13 protein-coding genes and 1 other annotated feature (1 of these 14 only partly in view) are annotated in these 14,913 nt (G+C 41.5%); of the genes, 1 reads left to right on the forward strand and 12 read right to left on the reverse strand.

The annotated features are described in order from the left end of the window. Positions 1 to 252: a binding site (T-box leader), on the reverse strand; it reaches 9 nt to the left of the window's first position. A gap of 68 nt (positions 253 to 320) precedes the next feature. Both NSS87_RS27270 and NSS87_RS27275 read right to left on the reverse strand, forming a co-directional pair. Further along, entirely contained in the window at positions 321 to 1,877 is a 1,557-nt protein-coding gene (locus NSS87_RS27270; RefSeq protein WP_339243530.1) for a tetratricopeptide repeat protein, read from the reverse strand. A gap of 49 nt (positions 1,878 to 1,926) precedes the next feature. Further along, entirely contained in the window at positions 1,927 to 2,781 is an 855-nt protein-coding gene (locus tag NSS87_RS27275) for a copper amine oxidase N-terminal domain-containing protein (RefSeq protein WP_339243532.1), read from the reverse strand. Positions 2,782 to 2,950: 169 nt separating this feature from the next. Between NSS87_RS27275 and NSS87_RS27280 the strand changes: the two genes are divergently transcribed. Continuing rightward, positions 2,951 to 4,159, forward strand: a complete 1,209-nt coding sequence (locus NSS87_RS27280) for an oxalate decarboxylase family bicupin (RefSeq protein WP_042191968.1) — start codon at positions 2,951 to 2,953, stop codon at positions 4,157 to 4,159. Positions 4,160 to 4,257: 98 nt separating this feature from the next. Here NSS87_RS27280 and arsC read toward each other — a convergent pair whose 3' ends face one another. The 10 genes from arsC to NSS87_RS27330 all read right to left on the reverse strand — a co-directional run bounded on the left by arsC (position 4,258) and on the right by NSS87_RS27330 (position 14,906). Further along, entirely contained in the window at positions 4,258 to 4,677 is a 420-nt protein-coding gene (gene arsC / locus NSS87_RS27285; RefSeq protein ID WP_042191970.1) for an arsenate reductase (thioredoxin), read from the reverse strand. A gap of 21 nt (positions 4,678 to 4,698) precedes the next feature. Continuing rightward, positions 4,699 to 5,988 (reverse strand): arsenic transporter, encoded by a 1,290-nt coding sequence (locus NSS87_RS27290; RefSeq protein WP_339243534.1) that lies wholly within the window; start codon positions 5,986 to 5,988, stop codon positions 4,699 to 4,701. A 99-nt stretch (positions 5,989 to 6,087) separates the two neighbouring features. Next, entirely contained in the window at positions 6,088 to 6,414 is a 327-nt protein-coding gene (locus tag NSS87_RS27295) for a metalloregulator ArsR/SmtB family transcription factor (RefSeq protein WP_339243536.1), read from the reverse strand. 82 nt (positions 6,415 to 6,496) lie between these two features. Continuing rightward, a complete protein-coding gene (locus tag NSS87_RS27300; RefSeq protein WP_339243537.1) occupies positions 6,497 to 7,045 on the reverse strand; it encodes a GNAT family protein in 549 nt (182 codons plus the stop codon). A 49-nt stretch (positions 7,046 to 7,094) separates the two neighbouring features. Continuing rightward, positions 7,095 to 8,420 carry a HAMP domain-containing sensor histidine kinase gene (locus NSS87_RS27305; protein WP_339243539.1) on the reverse strand — a complete coding sequence of 442 codons (1,326 nt, stop codon included), beginning with the start codon at positions 8,418 to 8,420 and terminating at the stop codon, positions 7,095 to 7,097. Continuing rightward, the gene (locus NSS87_RS27310) at positions 8,421 to 9,089 is read right to left on the reverse strand and encodes a response regulator transcription factor (protein ID WP_042191977.1); all 669 of its coding nucleotides are present in this window, start codon (positions 9,087 to 9,089) and stop codon (positions 8,421 to 8,423) included. A 27-nt stretch (positions 9,090 to 9,116) separates the two neighbouring features. Beyond that, the gene (locus tag NSS87_RS27315) at positions 9,117 to 11,078 is read right to left on the reverse strand and encodes an ATP-binding cassette domain-containing protein (RefSeq protein WP_339243541.1); all 1,962 of its coding nucleotides are present in this window, start codon (positions 11,076 to 11,078) and stop codon (positions 9,117 to 9,119) included. A 195-nt stretch (positions 11,079 to 11,273) separates the two neighbouring features. Further along, positions 11,274 to 11,801: a DinB family protein gene (locus NSS87_RS27320; RefSeq protein ID WP_339243543.1), complete on the reverse strand. Its 528-nt coding sequence runs from the start codon at positions 11,799 to 11,801 to the stop codon at positions 11,274 to 11,276. 89 nt (positions 11,802 to 11,890) lie between these two features. Next, positions 11,891 to 12,547, reverse strand: a complete 657-nt coding sequence (locus NSS87_RS27325; RefSeq protein WP_042191982.1) for a response regulator transcription factor — start codon at positions 12,545 to 12,547, stop codon at positions 11,891 to 11,893. Beyond that, on the reverse strand, positions 12,525 to 14,906 hold the full coding sequence (locus NSS87_RS27330) for an ATP-binding protein (RefSeq protein ID WP_339243545.1): 2,382 nt from the start codon (positions 14,904 to 14,906) through the stop codon (positions 12,525 to 12,527). Before NSS87_RS27330 ends, NSS87_RS27325 begins: the two co-directional genes overlap by 23 nt. Positions 14,907 to 14,913: the final 7 nt, after the last annotated feature.

Here is a 14,913-nt window from a genome sequence, read left to right on the forward strand (position 1 = left end):
GAAATTCTCGCGGTACCACCCCAGGTTCATTAATATGTCGCCATATTAATCTCATCAAGTACGGCAATGCATCTTACGCATTGGTTATACTCTAGCTCTATAACAGGAGCTCCCGTCATACCATCCCCGTCGATCGGTTCCGATATGCCGCTCAGAGGCTTGTTTCGATAAAATCTCCCTTACCCTGTTCTCATCATTCAGGGCTCTCTGTGAAGGAATGATTTTATTTACTCTTCTCGTCATCGCGTTTAATTATTTTGTATAGGATACCAAATTGAGGGTCCTGTGTAAATGGTGCTGTACTTCTGTCTTCTTACAATTTAATCCTCGCTCAGAGCCGTTATCAGTTCCAACACTACTTCATTATCAGGCTCTACAGCCAAAGCTCTACGCGCGTAATCCAGTGCAGCCCCTTCAGCTCCAAGCTCATAATTACAAATCGCCATACTATAAAGCACCGAGGCTAATGGTTCTTCCGAATTGGCATGCATAGACCGTGCTAAGTAGGCTAACGCCTCCTCGAACTTATCCATTTCATACAGCAGTAACCCAGCATCCAGTGATAGGTCATAGCTCTGTTCCATCGGATAGTAACCTGTCCACATTAATCGTATTCCCTGCTGAAGATCCAGTATTTCTTCATCACTGGCATCCGGCAGCAGCTCTGAAATCTGTTCTGCACTATGGATAAACCATTCTGCATCATACCCACCTAAGCGCCAAAAAGCCAAAATCTGCTGGAGACCCATTGTATCTAATTGCTGATCCATCCATTCCTTCATACTGAAGAAATCATCCGGGCCAAAACGCTCTATAAACCGCTTGTAACCTAACCGAGTGTTCGTATAGCTCATAGGCGCGTCCAGCATAAGAATGCATCCGATATTCAAGTTTTTGTAATGATGAGTGGTAAATAAGGAGTGTGCTCCTTTTTGCTCCAACATATACTGAATTGCATGATAATTCGCTGTTAAGGAGAAGCTACCGTGATGAATCAGCAAAGGGGGTTCCGCAAATTCCCAATTCTCTATTCGGTGATCTCCCTTATCCGCTGTAAGGAGTACGAACCCTTCTATAGACAACTTAGCTAGCCGCTCTAAACAAGTAAGCCCCACAACAGGAAACAGAATATGGGAATCCTCCAGCTTCTGCTGGTAGAGCTTTATAACATCGTGATAGGGGTAGGTTTCCACTTCGTAATTAGCCGCTCGAACATAATGATATTGTGGGATGATTGTACCGAGTACATCAGAGGGGTTGTCCGATCCTGCAGCCTCTGAATACTGAATCGACACCTCACATTCAAATATTTTACCTTCATCCACATAAATTAATTCCTGCGGGATACTGTCAAAAAAATAATTTGCCACAAGCAGCAGCGGCTGCTGTAAATCACCAGGTTTGATGCTGAGCTTAGCGCGCACTAAATACAGTTCAGTATCCTGTACAGCATCAAATCGTGCGAAATCCAGTATACCCTGCTCTACGAATGGAAGTAAGCTAGGGTGCTGCTGCCAGCTGGTTATATTTTTAACGGGTAAATCACTCATCACATAACGAAAAGGAGGAAGTGGGGTCCCCGCATAATCTATGATTTCGCATAGCTTCTTAAGGATATGGAACGCTAACCGACCCGCCCCAGCTCCCAATTCCAGTATAGTGACTGTTTCAGAGAGATGTCCTTGTCCAGCCCGATCTTGCAGGAATCCGAAGATCATTTCCGCATATGCTGTCGCAATCATAGGATTACTCGTAATATACTGCGGAACCTGATCATTATTCCAAGCCTTTAATCCCTGTTCTTCATAATAAGCCCGCTGCAACTCCCAAATGGGTGCTTCACTGAAGCGATAGTGCTGCCCTTCGTTACCTGTCATCTATTTCTTAACCTGCTCTCTGTATATCTTGTTAGAACACCTATGATACTTATTCCGCTCTCAATGTACGTGATCTGAAAATGACGTATTCAGCCTCTGTAGGAATGGAAACGGAAAATGATAATAATGCCGCCTTGGAGGTTAAAGAGTCAGGTCCTTTTAACGTTTGGTAGTAAGAGTTCCCTTTACTGTCCACACTCACCAGCTCCAGTTCCGCATTCCCTTTAGGGATGACAAAACCAGAGGTATTTTGCACGCCTAAGGTTAGTCTGTATTCTTTCCCAGATTGAGTCTGTGTTAGCTTAAACGGATATAACGGATATGGATGTGCTGTTGTTTCCACTGGGTAAGGGGTAAGCGCTCGATCCGCCTCAGGCTTTGCCCATTCCTCCCCTTTTCTGGCGCCAATGCCAAGGGTTAATTTATTCACGTTATTGAACTGAGTTTCCCAGCGAAATGTCTTTAACCCCTCTAGAATAGGGGATGCTGGAACAAACAGGATTCCATCCTTGATCTCTGGAGCGATCCCTAATGAATCTTCATTCTCCCCATTAAATTCTGCCTCTAGCTGCCCTGCTTTAATCTTCCCTACAGAGCGATCCAGTAGTGAAACCGTAACGCTGTTCGTTAATGCGTCATAGAGCAAATCCGCACCAATCGCACTCGAGAAAGCCCGAATCGGCACCATTAATTTACCTGATTTAAAATAAGGAGCGAGTTTACCTGGAAAAAGGACGTAATACCCCCCATATGACAGTGGCATTACCTGAGTCCCTAACTGAACAGCCGCCGACACCGATGTAGGTGTAACCGCGGAACCCGCGGCGAACATAATTACCAACAGACCTATGACATAAGCTCTTATTCTCCCTAATCGTTGTAAGGACTCCTTAATGTGATTCATCTCAAACCCCTCTCCCTCTCTACTCCGTCTAGAACAAAGCCTCTATTAGTAATAATCAATGATCCCCTTGCGCATGTCAACTTGTTCCACTTTTGTTATTCATCATAAAAGACAGGATTCCGCATATATTTTCATTGAGTTATTTAGAATCATGAAAGGAGTGCGATGGATGACTGCAGATGGACAGGATTCGCCAAGAAAGACAAATATCCCACAGCCCATTCGAAGCGATGGCGCAGGGGGATTAGATAAAGGACCACGTGATATAATGCGGGATTTGGAGAATCCCGACATGTTTGTCCCTCCCGTGACCGATGCCGGTCTCGTCCCCAATTTAAAATTTTCTTTTTCCGATGCACATATGCAGCTTAATCATGGTGGCTGGTCGAGAGAGGTGACAGTCAGAGACCTCCCCATCGCCACTACACTAGCTGGCGTCAACATGAGCCTAACCCCCGGTGGAGTACGTGAACTCCATTGGCATCAGCAAGCGGAATGGTCTTATATGCTGCTAGGTCGAGCTCGAATTACTGCCGTAGATCAAAATGGTCGAAACTTCATAGCAGATGTGGGGCCAGGTGATCTATGGTATTTCCCACCAGGTATTCCCCACTCTATACAAGGTCTTGAAGAAGGCTGTGAGTTTCTGCTTGTATTCGACGATGGAAGTTTCTCTGATCTAAACACCTTGTCCATTTCCGATTGGTTTGCCCATACTCCGAAAGAAGTGCTTTCGGCTAACTTTGGGGTGCCTGCCGCTGCATTTGACTCCATTCCTACCGAACAGGTCTATATTTATCAGGATCAGGTTCCGGGTTCATTGCAAAGTCAAAGGGTAGAATCTCCATACGGAGAGATCCCACAAACCTTTAAACATTCCTTATTGGCTCAACCTCCGCTGAGGACTCCCGGCGGGAGTGTCAGAATAGTCGATTCCAGTAACTTTCCGATCTCCAAAACCGTCGCTGCCGCATTGGTAGAAATTGAACCCGGAGGGATGAGAGAGCTGCACTGGCATCCAAATAACGATGAATGGCAGTATTATCTTACCGGAAAAGGACGCATGACCGTATTCGCTGGAAATGGTGTAGCACGTACCTTCAACTACAGAGCAGGCGATGTAGGATATGTTCCTTTTGCGTTTGGACATTATATTCAGAATACAGGCGACGACTCCTTGTGGTTCCTCGAAATGTTTAAAAGCGATCGTTTTGCGGACGTTTCTCTGAATCAATGGATGGCTCTCACTCCTCATGAGTTGGTTCAAAGTAATCTGAACGTTGGACCAGAGGTTATGAACGCCTTAAGGAAAGTGAAATGGCCCGTTGTGAAATATCCTAAGCCAAGCAAAAACGCCTCCGGCGTCCCTAAAGGCTAAAGGACGGTAAGCGTTTTGCGAGAAATATAAGGATACGGTGTAGTGTGAAACTTATACTTTCTTATATTTTTAAAAGAATAGGATGCTTCACCTGGTAACTATTCGCCGGTCTCCGCAAATCGTTTGATTCTTACCTCAATCTGGTCACGCACACGCTGGAACACTGCCCACTTCTCTTCATCGGTCCCTTGCGCCTTTGCCGGATCATCGAAGCCCCAGTGTTCCCGTTTGACCTTCGGAGGCGTCATTGGACATTTATCCGCAGCGTCCCCACATAACGTAACGACTAGATCCGCATTATTCAGCAGATTAGAATCAATCATATCCGAGGTCTGTCCAGTGATATCTATGCCTACTTCGTTCATAGCTTGTACAGCTTTTGGATTTAGACCATGGGCTTCAATTCCAGCGCTGTACACGTTCCATTCTCCCCCTAAATATTGCTTCGCCCAGCCCTCAGCCATCTGACTCCGGCAAGAGTTTCCTGTACATAAAAAATAAATCGTTTTCTTGTTCATCCTGATCTTCCCCTTTTCAAATTAAGTAATCAACAACCACAGATAGAGACCTAAAAGTGTAATAAACAACGTTGGGATAGTTAATATAATCCCCGTCTTAAAATACGTTCCCCAGGATATCTTCACACCTTTGGCCGAAAGCACATGGAGCCACAGCAGCGTTGCTAGTGAGCCAATTGGGGTAATTTTAGGGCCTAAGTCTGAACCTATAACATTCGCATATATTAATGCCTCTTTAATAACTCCGGTTGTATGCGTTGCATCAATTGCGAGTGCGTCAATCATTACAGTAGGCAGATTATTCATCAATGATGAGATCAATGCAGCAATGAACCCCATACCCATAGTTGCAGCGAATAGACCCTGATCAGCAATCATTCCTATCGCCTTAGCGAGTAGATCAGTTAGACCCGCATTCCGAAGTCCATATACTACGACATACATTCCAATGGAGAAGAACACAATCGCCCAAGGTGCTCCAGTAAGCACTTCTTTCACCTTGACGGAAGGGCTTCTTCTCGCGAGGAGCATGAACAAAATTGCAATGATTCCCACAACCACTGATACCGGAATCTTCAAGAATCCACTAACGAAATACCCTATTAAAAGAATAGCCAGTACAATCCATGATAGACGGAACATCTTCTTATCTTTAATAGCCTCTTGCGGATCTTTTAGTTCGGAATCATTAAATCGCTTCGGAATACTTTTGCGAAAAAAGAAATAAAGCACCACGATACTCGCTATCAATGAGAATAGCGTAGGTACAATCATTTTTCCCGCATACTCCATAAAGGTAATTCCAAAAAAGTCAGCCGATACGATATTCACAAGATTGCTAACCACAAGCGGTAATGAGGTGGTGTCCGCAATAAAGCCGCTAGCAATAATGAATGGAAATACTTTTTTCTCATCAAAATTCAGCGCTCTAACCATAGCAAGTACAATAGGGGTAAGTATTAGCGCCGCTCCATCATTTGCAAAAAAGGCAGAAACCAACGCACCAAGAACAATGACATAGACAAACATTCGTGTTCCGTTCCCCCGTGCTGCTCGCGCCATATGTAACGCAGCCCATTCAAAAAATCCAATACTGTCTAAAATTAAGGAAATTAAGATGATTGCAACAAACGCCAACGTCGCATTCCACACCATTTGTGTTACATCCAGAACATCATTAAAGCTAACTACCCCAGCTAGTAAAGCAATGATCGCTCCGCCGCAGGCTGACCATCCAATCGATAAATTTCGAGGCTGCCAGATTACAAAAATTAAAGTTACCATAAAAATAAGTATGGCTAGAATGACCACTTTCTCAACACTCCTATAATCTACGAATAAATCCTAATAAATCCTATATCACCATATAACTATATAGTTATATACACTTTAAAAAACTACAACTATATTTTAGTCGCAGCACGGTGCTTTAACTTCTTTATTCAAACTAGCCAATATCGCGGCTGAGCTGGGCATTTGTTGAAGAACAGCCTTAAGATGTGGTTTATCCTCGATATTTAATGAATAATGCACCCACTGCCCTCGTTTGCTTTCTTTCACGATCCCTCTATTCTTCAATTTTCGTAAATGCTGACTAATCGCCGGCTGGGATATATCAAAAATATCAAGAAATTCACACACGCACCATTCCCGTTCTTTCAAAAGTGAAAGCATGGCCAGTCGCGTCTTATCTCCTAAAAGCTTCAAATCATCTGCAATATCCGTCAGTGACTGCATCCCTACTTCTCCTCCTTCCAACACTTATATAAGCGAATACTTATATTGTAATGAACTAGACATTTAGAAGCAAGACTTTATTTTAGCGCACTTCCTTATCCCATTCTTGCTCCAATACACTAAACACTAAAGAATCTCGCCAGCCATCTTTTATGAGTAAAGCATCTCTTAATCTGCCTTCATAGGTCATGCCAATCTTGGTGAGCACCTTGGATGATCCACTATTTCGAGGGTCACAGGTCGCGTATATTCGATGTAGATGCAGTTCTTCAAAACCAAGCTTCAACATTAGTCCGGCCGCTGCTGTAGCGACTCCCTGTCCCCAGACATCAGGATGGACAATATAGCCGATTTCACCGCTTCTGTCCGTATGGCTTCTAATATTTAATTCAACCATGCCGATCAAATTTTCAGTTCCTACTGCAACTATGGCTTGCGCGAACCGAGTTCTGGGAACTTTTTGAGAGTCATCTAGTGCCTGGCTCACAAATGAACGAGTTTGATCAGCAGTATTTGGACCCCAGGCTTGAAAACGGCACACATGATCCTGTGAACAATACGAATGAACATCTTTCCAGTCCGTATGCTTCAATTCGCGTAAATAGATAGGATTTAGATCTTTCATCATCATCCCCCTCAAAGTTTACCTTTAGCTTTAGCATATTAACTATTCATGTGGTTTAGGTTCTAGGAATCGTTACAACAAACTGGGTTCCTTCTCCAACTTTACTCTCCACATCAATATTACAATCATGTATTTTCAGAATCTTCATCACAATGGAAAGTCCAAGTCCATTCCCTTTAAGAGCGCTGCTACGCGCTTTCTCCACCATATAAAATCGATCAAAGATAAGCGGAAGTGCTTCCTCAGGAATGCCTTTACCAGAATCTTTGATATATACCTTCACAAATTGCGCGTTCATCTCAATTTCAACATGAATGGTACCGTCTTGCCCCGTATATTTTATAGCATTATTTATTAAGTTCTGCCAGACCTGATCAAATAAATCTTTATCCACCGTGATCTCGCAAGGCAATAAATCCAATTCAATCATAATATCTTTCCGTGCCCACTGTGGTTCCGCTAATACGATCGTTCTTCTTAATTGTTCGTCTAATTGGAATGTGGTGGGATTAACCGGATGGTGCTCCGAATCGAGTGAGGCTAATCGGAGCAGATTATCACTAAGCCTAGATAGGCGTAAGGTTTCCTCATAGATAATATCCAGATGCTCTTTTTGCTCTTCTAATGGAATGACACCGTCTTGCAGCGCTCTTGTAAATCCTCTAATCGATGTAAGTGGTGACTGCATTTCATGAGAAACATTGCTGACAAAATCATCACGAACTGAGTCCATTTTCTGCAGCTCACTTGCCATACGATTAAAGCTCTCCATCAGTTCACCAAATTCATCTTTATTACGATAAGTCAATCGGACAGATAAATTGCCTGACGCCATTTCCTTCGCTGCAACAGTTAGCTTCTTAATAGGCTTCACAATATACCTGGACATGAACAAGATAAGCAAGCTTCCGATGATTAGTACAGCTAATAGTGTAAACAGAAGCGTAATTCTCAAGCCTCTTACAGTCGATGAAAAATCAATCTTAATAATGAAAGCACCTTTTCCATCATCTATCTTAGGAACCCCTACGATAGCAAGTCCACCCCTACCCGATAGAAAGACCGCATCTGTTGTGTTGGAATTGAATAAGATAGCAACTTTCTCCTTGTCTACAGAAAAAACAGATTCACTTGGCTCATTAACAACCGCTATATCTATACCAAATCGATTAAGCAGATCTGCAAATGCGTTTACATTTTCCGGATCATCTATTAGATTTGTCACCTTTGCTATATCTTTAGCAATATTAATAAACATATGGTTTGGGGTATTATTTTTTTCTGAAAACTGCATAAAAAGAAAAAAGGAAATAATTAAACTGACTAAAACAATACCAATGAACGTAACGACGATTCGAAGACGCAGGCTTTTTCTCACCATCTAGGCTAGCTCCAGACGATAACCAAGTCCTCTTACTGTAGAAATGATGAACTGAGGGATGGGTTCAAGACGTTCTCTCAAGCGTTTGATATGCACATCAACCGTCCGCTCATCGCCTTCATAATCCATTCCCCATATATTCTCTATTAGCTGAGTGCGGGTGAATATTTGCCTTGGCGAACCCGCCAAAGCAAATAGCAATTCACATTCCTTCTTTTTCAATTCAACCATTTGATCGGCATTAGCGACTGTTAAATTCCCTAGATCAATCGTTACTCCCCCTAATTGAATAACATTCGAAGGGGTTACATGATATCTCTTTAATAAAGATTTCACACGCAGTACCAATTCAATGGGATCAAACGGCTTTACTAAATAATCGTCTGACCCCGCATTAAATCCTCTGACTTTATCCTTAGACTCTCCTTTGGCTGTAACCATTAGGATCGGCATATCAATATAAGATCGAATATCTTCTGTCAGTTCAATACCATCGATATGAGGCATCATCACATCCACAATCGCTAAATCTATTTTTGTATGAGCTAGAATGTCTAATGCTATTTGACCATCTTCCGCTTCCACTACGGAAAACTGATCTTTTTCAAGATATAATCGTATTAATTTGCGGATATGGGAATCATCATCAACCACTAGAATTGTGCTCATACATCAATTTCCTTTCCAACATTGTATTTATTCGTATCGCAGAGATTCCATTGGATCGAGCTTGGCAGCCTTCGATGAAGGCATCAAACCAGCGACAATACTAATCCCTGTACTTACAACTAATCCGAATACGATATAAGATCCAGATAAGTTAATAAGCTTTACGCCAAAAGCATTTTCCAAAAGTATATTTAAACCAAAGCTAATGATAGCTGCAAAGATTATTGCGAAGACACCACTAAATATACCCAATAATGCGGATTCGGAAAAGAATATTCGCTTGATATCTTTCTTTCTTGCTCCAATCGCACGAAGGATCCCAATTTCTTTCGTCCGTTCCACTACACTAATGTAAAGTACAACCAATATCATAATCCCTGATACGATGAGCGAAATCCCTGCAATACCAGATAGAACGATCGTAGCCATATCCACATAAGTCGTGATACGCTCCATGATTTTTGCCGTTTGGGAGCCCGAGAAGCCCGCATCAACAGCTGCTTTATTAATATCATTCACATATTTCATATCCGTTGCAAAAGCATTAACCTGAATCGGGCCAATGGTAATCCCTTTATCAGTATACATTTGCTCCAGTGTCTGTGTTGGAATATATCCTGTTGGTGACATTTGCGCTCTTGGATCAGTGGCTTCATAAACACCAGAGACCGTGATTTCTTTTTCCAATGTTATCGGTTTATGTTGAGCATCCATTTCATTAATATACAGATGAATAGACTTCCCTACCATAGCATTCGGTTGGTCATTTCCACTTAATTGACTCGCTATTTTCGTTGGTAATAATACTTCATTTTCTTTCGGTAAAGCCCCTGCTTTAATCGTCGCTTTATCAAATGTATCGTTTAAGGTGGTTAATTGTGTAAGACTACTCGTTTGTTCCCCAAAAACCGTGGTAGATTTGCCTGTAATGGTTGTTATGGTCTCTACATGATCTACATTTGGAAGGTTACGAATCGTCTCAACATCGGCCTTTGTAAACGTAACGCCGGGTAACATCATCGCTTCTGGGCCCTTCATGTCTTTGGCTTCTGGATTTGGCTTAGTGATATCTACCAGCAAAGGGTCCATACTTGAATTAATTTCATTATTAATATAGCTAGTGATCCCATTTCCTAAGGAAAGCATCAAGAGTACACTTAAAATACCTATCGATCCACCCAATGCTACCAATACATTACGTTTGGCGTTAAGCTTCATATTTTGAAGGGCCATTTTGAAAGAAGCCATTAAGCTGAGATTTCGGGCCGAACCATCTCCCCCATCATAGGTAGCCATGGAACGTTCCTTCAAATGAATATCGTCTTTCACCAATCCCTCTTCAAGCTTAACGATACGGCTACCGTAATCAGCTACTTTCTGCGAGTGGGTCACGGTAATGACCAAGATTCCTCTTTTCGCTATGCTGTCCAACAAAACTAAGATTTGATCACCTGTATCCTTATCCAGCGCACCCGTAGGTTCATCTGCCAGTATAATATCTGGATTGTTCGACAATGCGCGTGCGATGGATACCCGTTGCTTCTGTCCACCGGACAGTTGATTCGGACGTTTTTTCAGATGATCCTTTAATCCTACCTCCGTCAAAATCTCTATAGCACGCTTATTACGTTCCTTCTCGCTTGTATTCGTCATCTGCATCGCAACCGTAACATTTTCCAAGACTGATAAGTGTGGAATCAGATTGAAGTTTTGAAATACGAAGCCGATGTTGTTCTTGCGATAATCATCCATTTCCTTTTCGGTCATCTTGCTTAGATTCTTCCCGCGAACAAGGACATCGCCCTCATAATCAGAGTCCATTCCACCAATGATATTCATTAGTGTGGACTTACCGCAACCAGACTCACCGAGTATGGAGACAAATTCACCTGTCTCAAAGCTTAAATTCACATCATGGAGTACTGGAACCTTTTCCTTACCATACAAAGTATACGATTTTTTAACATTCTTAACCTCTAATATGTTCATTCCGATCTCTTCCTCTCCTGGGTCACGATCTTTATCTCTTCCTTTGATGTTTCCTATCCTAACAAATTTATGTGAACTGATAATGAACTGAAAACTTTCATGATTTGCATATAAAAAAACAACCTTCAATAACTGAGGTTGTCTTGTCCCGCGTAATATGATTCTGCATGAACAGCAATCATGCTCCTTCTTTCTTTAAGCTAGCGCTCTTTTTCGTATCAATCTAATTTGGCCTCTGTGATTAATTTCATCTTCGAATACATGAAACCACATGAAGTAGTAATTCGCCTGTTTGTTATGCCAGAATTCCTCTTCTGTATATAACCAGTCATCATCGACGGTTGCGAACCATTCATATGTTTTTCCCCTTACTTCATTTAAACGGTCTAAATAATAGCTAAGATCATGTCCTTTAATCATCGCCCTGCCTTCATCCCCTAAGTTCAGTGCCGGCCCCCATATCGCTAACTCTTCTTCGGATAAGTCTCTTCCCTCAAATGTCGCAACTTGATACGCATACTCTACAGCAGCGTAATGTAATAATAATGCTCCTATAGAGTTGCTCTCCGAATCCAATAAATAGTCAAGCTGCTCTACACTTAAGTCTTTAACTGCCGCTAATGTGGTATGTCTTGCATAATTCATCATGGATAAAAGGCGACTAATTTGCGGCGGATAACCGGGGATATCTGTGATCAAATATATTTTGTCCATGTCTATCATAATGAGTGCTCTCCTTCATATTTTGGAAATGTAAATAGGCTTATCTGAATGGCTCTGAAGCTTTGATTACAGGTAATGACACACGAAAATCAAAATTGCTCCGATCTAACAAGTCCGAGCCGCTTTCCCTCTACAATTGCTTCGGATCTGGAATGTACACTCAGCTTCTCAAAGATTCTCGTCAGGTTATACTCCACAGTTCTTTGTGACATTAAGAGCTTGCTAGCTATGTCCTTATTGCTTTTTCCACTGGCTACTTCCTGGAGTATTTCCTGTTCCCTTTGATTAATGGACACTTCTTCAATTAACTGATTATCACGATTGCCCGATATTTTAATATCATTTCTTCGAAGCTGTTTGAGTAAAGAAACCGGTATGACAGCCTCATTCCTCAGAGCGCAGCGTATCGTATTTAATAATTGTTCTCTGGATGCAGTCTTAGAGATAAATCCTGTAACCCCTGACTCCATCAACAGGTTATAATGTGCACTGATTTCATATCCGGTATAAATCACCACTTTTGATTCAGGATCAAGCTGAACAGCTCTTTTGGTGAATTCCAGTCCGCTGATCGTAGGCATGTTAAGATCGCATAAGATCACGTCAAATTCTTGCTTCTCCAGCATATCGAAAGCTTCTATTGCTGACAAAACAAAGGTAACCTCCATATCAGCATCCTGCTCAATCATATTTTTAGTCCCTTCTCCTACTGAAGGATGATCATCAACCAACAAGATACGTATCATCGTCATCGCCTCCTCTGTTCTTTCCTTCCGCAAAAGCTGTTGTCGGTAAATAAATAATGACCTCCAGCCCTTTACCCTTCTCCGAGTTAAACAGGCACTCTCCTTCTAAGCTTGCTACACGCTCTTTAATTCCGGACAGACCCATATGCTGAAAAGATTCTTTAATATCTAAGATATTCATGCCTACTCCATCATCCTTGTAACGGAAATAGAGTTGCTCTTGCTGGTCAAGCTCAATCTCAATCTGATTCGCTTTGGCGTGCTTTCCGGCATTTCTCAGAAGTTCCTGTACAATTCGATAAAGGGCAATCACTAGATCTTCGCTTAGCGCCCCTATTGGGCTTGATTTAAAGGTAATAATATAATTGGACTGTAACTGAGCATATTCAAACAAAATTTCTAGTGCCTTGACGATTCCAGTCTCTCTTAGTAGTGGCGGGCGTAGCTCATTGCAGGTCTCACGAATTTGATGGATAACATCTAATAAACCTTCTTTAATTTGAAGCAACTCAGGTAGGATTTCATTGGGAATAACATGATCCGAGATTAGCGTTTCAAGTCTACGAAGCCAAATGAGTTGATCCTGAAGCGCAGAATCATGTAAATCCGCCGCCAGCTTTCTTCGTTCATTCTCAGATAGGTTAAAGATCAGACGAAGAACCCATGGTGCCGCATGTTGATCTTTTTTCATTTCAGCTTCAAGGTCTTCAATCAGACCTTCTATCAGATATAAATTCTCATAGACAATGCTTGCATAGTTTGCAATGGTATTTAACCAATTTAGTTCATCTGTATTAAACTTGGTGTGATTCTTCTTATGATCAATCCATAAAAGGTGGAATTTCTTTTTGTGACGGCCGATTACGAGTGCTATCCCCTGCTGAAGCTGGACTACTTCGCCTACTTTAAGAACTGGAGATATCGAAACAAATTGTATATTGATCTCTTGTTCCGAATTGTCCACGATTTGTGCGAGATTACTCAAATCCTCATCTATCTCAAAAAAAGCCGACCGATTAACCGGTAGAATCTCATTGATTTCCTTGTAAAGTGCAGCCTCCAAATCAGATCGCTTCATCACTTTGGAAATTTGCTTGGAGAATCTCTCCAGACTGCCTTGATAATGATAAAGTTCACGAAAAAGCCTAGGTCGGAAATAATAATCTATTTTCTCCTTGAAAAATAAGAAGGCCGTAATCGATAAATAAACCACCAAGAACATCTGAACCCATTTGATCCAATCATACTCTTGCCTACTCTGTATGATCGCAAGTACAGCTACAATCATTAGTGCTGGAAGAAAGGCAATTAACAGATAATATTTAAAGCGATTAAAAGCAAAATCAATATCAAATAGTTGTTTAGCAGTTAGCAGATAAAAATAGGTAACCGGCATCAAAAATAAGAAGATTGTGGTGACCTCGAAAGGAATCAAGCTAACCCCAAAAACAATGGGTACAGCAGAGAAGAGAACAAACGGTGTAAACGCAAGAACGTGTCCGGTAAGCATAATTTTGAACATAGATTTAAATGCTGATTTCCGATTATTGATATATAGAGATAACAGCTTAAATATGCTGTATAGGATGCCAACCACAAAGAACCCGATAACAAACAGACGCATAAAGGAATATAAAGATCTATCCCACGAATATATGACTAAACTAAAGGTTGTAAGTATACTTAGAAGAATGACTAATCCATAGTATAACTTGAGTAGAAAAGTAGATATAAATTGGATATTAAACCGCTTCAGATAAACTTGGAGAAAGTGGATAAACACCACCGGAATTAAAGGCAGCATACAACTTAAAGTGATCCTACCGATGAGATCTGATCTGCTTGAGGCATAACCCGCAAAGTAAGTTACGCTCACCATCAAAAAAAATAAAATTAACAATTCAGCCGAACGTTCTCCTGCCCTTTTGCGATACAAAAAGAGACTTAATATCATTAGAAAAAGTAACGTTACTCCAGGGACTACAAGCTGTGTAAACTTGTGATAAAGTGAATACTCATTCTTTATATTGACATGCATATGAATGGAGTTTCCTTCGTTTGAGGTGCGGATAATATCCACTGATTGGACCTGCGCCAGGACATTATACCGCACCACTTTATCCGCTAGTTCGACGTCTACACCATTGACCTGAACTATGATATCTCCTAATCGTAAATTCTGTTTATAGCCTTCCTCAGACGCGCTGATTTCAGAGATAACATATTGTCCCTCTGTATTCTTCTCTATTCCCACTCCGAGCAGTACATTAGAGTATATTACTTGTACAGAGTGAATCAAAAGAAAAGAAAACAAACAAATCAATCCCGCTATGATGTAATTACGAATTTTAGCTGACATTTGAGGT

This window comes from Paenibacillus sp. FSL F4-0243 (assembly GCF_037963295.1).
Taxonomy (GTDB): Bacteria; Bacillota; Bacilli; order Paenibacillales; family Paenibacillaceae; genus Paenibacillus_AQ.

Coding starts and splice junctions, on each gene's coding strand:
- NSS87_RS27280 (WP_042191968.1), top strand. CDS start 2,951: ATGACTGCAGATGGACAGGATTCGCCAAGAAAGACAAATATCCCACAG.
- arsC (WP_042191970.1), bottom strand. CDS start 4,677: ATGAACAAGAAAACGATTTATTTTTTATGTACAGGAAACTCTTGCCGG.
- NSS87_RS27330 (WP_339243545.1), bottom strand. CDS start 14,906: ATGTCAGCTAAAATTCGTAATTACATCATAGCGGGATTGATTTGTTTG.
- NSS87_RS27275 (WP_339243532.1), bottom strand. CDS start 2,781: ATGAATCACATTAAGGAGTCCTTACAACGATTAGGGAGAATAAGAGCT.
- NSS87_RS27270 (WP_339243530.1), bottom strand. CDS start 1,877: ATGACAGGTAACGAAGGGCAGCACTATCGCTTCAGTGAAGCACCCATT.
- NSS87_RS27305 (WP_339243539.1), bottom strand. CDS start 8,420: ATGGTGAGAAAAAGCCTGCGTCTTCGAATCGTCGTTACGTTCATTGGT.
- NSS87_RS27295 (WP_339243536.1), bottom strand. CDS start 6,414: ATGCAGTCACTGACGGATATTGCAGATGATTTGAAGCTTTTAGGAGAT.
- NSS87_RS27300 (WP_339243537.1), bottom strand. CDS start 7,045: ATGATGATGAAAGATCTAAATCCTATCTATTTACGCGAATTGAAGCAT.
- NSS87_RS27310 (WP_042191977.1), bottom strand. CDS start 9,089: ATGAGCACAATTCTAGTGGTTGATGATGATTCCCATATCCGCAAATTA.
- NSS87_RS27325 (WP_042191982.1), bottom strand. CDS start 12,547: ATGATACGTATCTTGTTGGTTGATGATCATCCTTCAGTAGGAGAAGGG.
- NSS87_RS27320 (WP_339243543.1), bottom strand. CDS start 11,801: ATGATAGACATGGACAAAATATATTTGATCACAGATATCCCCGGTTAT.
- NSS87_RS27315 (WP_339243541.1), bottom strand. CDS start 11,078: ATGAACATATTAGAGGTTAAGAATGTTAAAAAATCGTATACTTTGTAT.